Raw genomic sequence first — 3,918 nt, 5'->3', positions numbered from 1 at the left:
GGGGGCTTTCGGAGAGCCGCCAGGACGCCCTCGACGCGATCGACCCCGGCTGGTGCCCAGCCTGGGACACCGCCTGGCAACGCTCCTACCGACTCGCGAAGAATCACCTCGACGCCGGCGGGACACTCCCCCACAGCGGGCCTGGGGTGCTGGTCGTGCAGGGCGAGGACCTCGGCGCATGGGTACACGCGCAACGCCTCGGGTGGAACAAACTCGGAACCGCGCAACAATGGCTGCTCGAAAGCGTCCTCGGCGTTGAAGAGGCCTCAGAGGACGAACAGCCGGTACGACGCACCCAGAACGACAAATGGCTGCTCAACCTGACCGCCGCACAACGCTTCCACGCCCGCGAAGGGCATCTGCAGGTACCCCGCAAACACACCGAGCTCGTCCCCCCGGAAGAGGCCGGCCGTGGGGCGTTGGGAGCCGAGACAGACGGCGACGGCGTACCCGTCGCACTCGGCATGTGGCTCACCAACGTACGCAGGCGCGCCCACAAACTCACCGCACAACGACGCAACGACCTCAACCAACTCGGCATCCGCTGGTAGCCGGACGACTCAACAGCCTGCCCTGTTCCATGGCCGCCCTGCCGAACCGTCCGCGACGGCGACTCGGTCGCGGCTATCCGGCCCTGAGCCCCGCCTGTCGGAGCGTCAGTGCCGAGAGGCTCTCGATGGTGTCCGGGTCGCGGCGGCGCCAGGCTTCGGCCAGGCCGCCGGGCGGCGTCGGGATCGTTGTCAGCGGGCGCTGCGGGCCGGTGAGTGCGCGCAGGGCCAGCAGGTCCGCGCCGCCGGGGGTGCTGAGGAGGCGGCGGGTGGTGGCGGTGCGCCGCATCCAAAGCAGGCGGGGGACGAGCCACACGAACACGATGAGCGCGGTCGGGAGCAGGATCAGGGCGAGTGTGGTGAGCGTGGCGACATGCCCCACGGTGTCCTGCAGCGACTGCCCGGCGTCGGAGAGGGCGGTGCCGGAGTCGGCGGCGGACTTCAGCGGTGTTTTCAGGGAGTTACCGACGAGGGGGACCTTCGAGGCGGCGTCCCCCGCGCGGTCCAGGCTGGAAGCGAGGCTGTCGCCCGCGCTCTGTGCCTTCCGCCCCGGTTCGGCCAGCGTCAGTATGGCCTGCCGGACGGTCAGGGCGAAGGTCACCGTGGCGGCGATCAGGAGCAGTGCGATCAGGTCGGCGACGAGTTGGCGGGTTCGGCGAGCAGGCGTTTGGGCGTAGAGACGCATGGGCGATGCTCCCGTTCCGGCGCTGGCGTCGATGGGCAGGCTGACTCCGACTCCTGTACCCGGCGGGGTGACGTCTTGCACCATCGCGCCCGGGGAGTACTCCTGCGGCGGGCAGCAGCGGTCGAGTGCCTCGGGAGCCGGCCTATCTGCGGGCCACCGCCAGCGCGGCCGCCACGAACGCCGGGACCAGCGGGCGGTCGTCGCGCGGCGACCAGGCGATCACGATGCGGCTCTCGGGAGCGTCGAGCACCGGCACGCAGACCACACCCTGCGGCGCCGGCGACACCAGGGAGCGCGGCAGCACGGCGGCCGTGCGGCCGATGGCGACCAGCGAGTACAGCTGGGCGATGTCGGTCACCTCGGGCCCGGTGCCGCTCTGGTGCGCGTGCCGGGCGCCTTGCGGCACCTCCCTCCAGCGGGGCATCGTCTCGCCCTCGAGGTCGGCGAGACGCAGCGCGGACCGGGTGGCCAGTCGATGATCGGCGGGCAGCACCGCCACGCGCTCCTCGACACTGAGTGTTTCGTGGTCCAGTCCCTCGAGATCGTCGAACGGCGCGTACAGCAGAGCCACGTCGGCCTGGCCCGAGCGCAGGCGGTCGACCCGGTCGGCCGGTCCGCTGAAGATGATCTCGACGCGCTCGGCGTCCGGCTCCTGGGCGTACCGGGCGAGGATCGCCGAGAGCAGCCCGGCGTCACCGCCCGGCTTGAGCACCAGCCGCAGTCCGCCACCGAGCCCGGCGGCCCGGCGCGTGTGGTCGACCGCTGAGCTGACGGCGTCCAGGGCGTACCGGCCGTGTCGCAGCAGTGCTTCGCCTGCCGGTGTCAGGGCGACCTGGCGGCTGGAGCGCGCGAAGAGCTGCACGCCCAGCCGCCTCTCGATGCGCGCCACCGCCTTGGACAGGGCGGGCTGCGCGATCGCCAGACGCTCGGCGGCGCGGCCGAAGTGCAGCTCCTCGGCGACGGCGACGACGTATTCGATCTCCCGGGTCTCCAGCTCAGCCATGCCTCAAGGATATCGATCGAGAGCGAACAGGACTTGGACAGGCCGCGGTCCGGATTGTTTCCATGGCTGCATGATTCAGCACACGATGCTCGTCTCCTTCGAGAACCCGACCCCCGACGCCGACCTTGACCAATTCCTCCAGGACATCGAAAAGGTGATGCTGGACTCCGGGCACGTCCGCACGGTGGCCGCCGCGCGCCACATTCCCGTACCCGGCGAGGAGGAGATCCCGGCCCTGATCGCGACGGCGGTGATCCAGTTCGGGGTCGCCGATCTGCCCGCGCTCGGCGCGGCGTTCCAGGCGCCCGGAGTGGAAGAGATCATCGGCCGCTGGCAGGCGGAGCACCCGTACCAGGTGGCGTTCGTGAATCACACGCCGCTCGGCTGACCTACCGGCACCGGTCCTGCCCCTGCATGCTCCGGGTCGCGGGCAGGGAGCTATCGAAGCGACCGAAGCGACCGAGGTTCCGGACGTCGGCGTTCCGGTCAGGTTGTCGTGGGCCAGGAGCGCAGTAGGTCCGCGATTCGGCCGGCGCCGCAGCCGGCCGGGTCGAGCAGCAGGTCGCGCAGGGCGGCCGCGTCCTCGCGGGTGGGCTTGACGGTGATGCCGGACGCTTCGAGGTACATGACTCCGGTGGCGGCGGCGACCGCCAGGTTCGAGTGCTCCAGCCAGCGACAGCGCCCCAGGATGTGGACGAGGGTGGCGGCACGCGCGTACGGCCCGTCGTACACGGGTCGGCCGAGCAGTTCGGCACGGTGCGCGGCGACGGCCGCGACCGGGACGCCGTAGTCGTCCGGTGCCGGGTCCCCCGCCCCGGCGGCCTCGGCGACCTGCAGGATCCAGGGGACGTCGATGTGCAGTTCCATTACGCGGCGTGCGCCCCCGGCCCGCCGCGCCCGGCGGCGTTCTCGGCCTCGTCGAACAGTGCCTGGTGTTCGTCCAGGAAACCGCGGGCAGCCGCGAGGCCCCGGGCGCGCAGCCCGCTGACGTCGTCGAGCACGAGCCGCGCCAGATAGTCGCCGATGGGCAGGCCCATCTCCTTCGCGCGCGCCTTCGCGAGTTCGACGATCTCGTCGTCGACGCGGGCGCCCAGCTGTGTCTTGGCCATACCCATCACGGTAACAGGTGTTACCAGGGGTGGGGGGGCCGGGCGCGAGGAAGGGGCGACGCCGGTACCGGACCGTCGTCGCCCCTCCCCCATGCTGTCCGGCGCGCTACGCGTCCCTGCGGCCCGGCAGGTACTGGTCCAGGACGACCGCGAGGAACTTGGTGTGGTCCGGCAGTCCGGACTCCCGTACCAGGTTGTCGATGATCGCCCGCTGCGCGCGGGTCGGCTTGTACTGCAGTTGTACGGGGCCGAGGCCGCGCAAATCGGTGTCGTCGGGCTTGACCGTCACGGCGAACAGCTTGGACTGGAACTTGGGCGCTCGCCGGGCGTCCTCGACGACCTGTGCGATGCCCTTCTCCGCCGCCGCCTCCACGGCCATCAGCACGATCTGGGTGTGCGTGATGTCGGTCTGCTTGCGGTGCTTGCGGAAGCGCGCCGCGACGTTCTGGGACACGTAGAAGCCGACGGGCTTCGCGGTGTCCGCGTCGCTCAGCGGCTCGGGCTCCTGCACAGGCTCCCGTGCGGGCTGCGGAATCACCGTCGGCGCGGCGGCGGCCGGGGCGGGCATCGGGG

Annotated in this window: 7 protein-coding genes; 2 read left to right on the top strand and 5 right to left on the bottom strand. The window is 71.4% G+C overall.

Annotated features, from left to right (window positions below; genetic code table 11):
- The coding region (locus K377_RS40655) for a helicase associated domain-containing protein (RefSeq protein WP_202455828.1) at positions 1-551 on the top strand (551 nt) is incomplete at its 5' end.
- A 73-nt stretch (positions 552-624) separates the two neighbouring features.
- Here K377_RS40655 and K377_RS40650 read toward each other — a convergent pair.
- A complete protein-coding gene (locus K377_RS40650; protein ID WP_111668665.1) occupies positions 625-1,233 on the bottom strand; it encodes a hypothetical protein in 609 nt (202 codons plus the stop codon).
- A gap of 142 nt (positions 1,234-1,375) precedes the next feature.
- Positions 1,376-2,236 carry a LysR family transcriptional regulator gene (locus tag K377_RS40645; RefSeq protein ID WP_111668664.1) on the bottom strand — a complete coding sequence of 287 codons (861 nt, stop codon included), beginning with the start codon at positions 2,234-2,236 and terminating at the stop codon, positions 1,376-1,378.
- Positions 2,237-2,306: 70 nt separating this feature from the next.
- Between K377_RS40645 and K377_RS40640 the strand changes: the two genes are divergently transcribed.
- Positions 2,307-2,624: a hypothetical protein gene (locus tag K377_RS40640; RefSeq protein WP_111668663.1), complete on the top strand. Its 318-nt coding sequence runs from the start codon at positions 2,307-2,309 to the stop codon at positions 2,622-2,624.
- 98 nt (positions 2,625-2,722) lie between these two features.
- Here the strand turns inward: K377_RS40640 and K377_RS40635 are convergent, their stop codons facing one another.
- From K377_RS40635 to K377_RS41980, 3 genes are all read right to left on the bottom strand, one after another.
- Entirely contained in the window at positions 2,723-3,103 is a 381-nt protein-coding gene (locus K377_RS40635; protein WP_111668662.1) for a fic family toxin-antitoxin system, toxin component, read from the bottom strand.
- Positions 3,103-3,345, bottom strand: coding sequence for a hypothetical protein (locus K377_RS40630; RefSeq protein ID WP_111668661.1), 243 nt, complete (start codon positions 3,343-3,345; stop codon positions 3,103-3,105). Before K377_RS40630 ends, K377_RS40635 begins: the two co-directional genes overlap by 1 nt.
- 106 nt (positions 3,346-3,451) lie before the next feature.
- A partial coding sequence (locus K377_RS41980) for a hypothetical protein (protein WP_375606004.1) occupies positions 3,452-3,918 on the bottom strand: 467 nt, incomplete at its 5' end.

The sequence above is a fragment of the Streptomyces sp. PsTaAH-137 genome (genome assembly GCF_003259365.1).
In the GTDB taxonomy this organism is placed as follows: domain Bacteria; phylum Actinomycetota; class Actinomycetes; order Streptomycetales; family Streptomycetaceae; genus Streptomyces.
The sequence above is the reverse complement of the archived record's forward strand: the minus strand, read 5'-3'. Positions and strand labels throughout refer to the sequence as shown.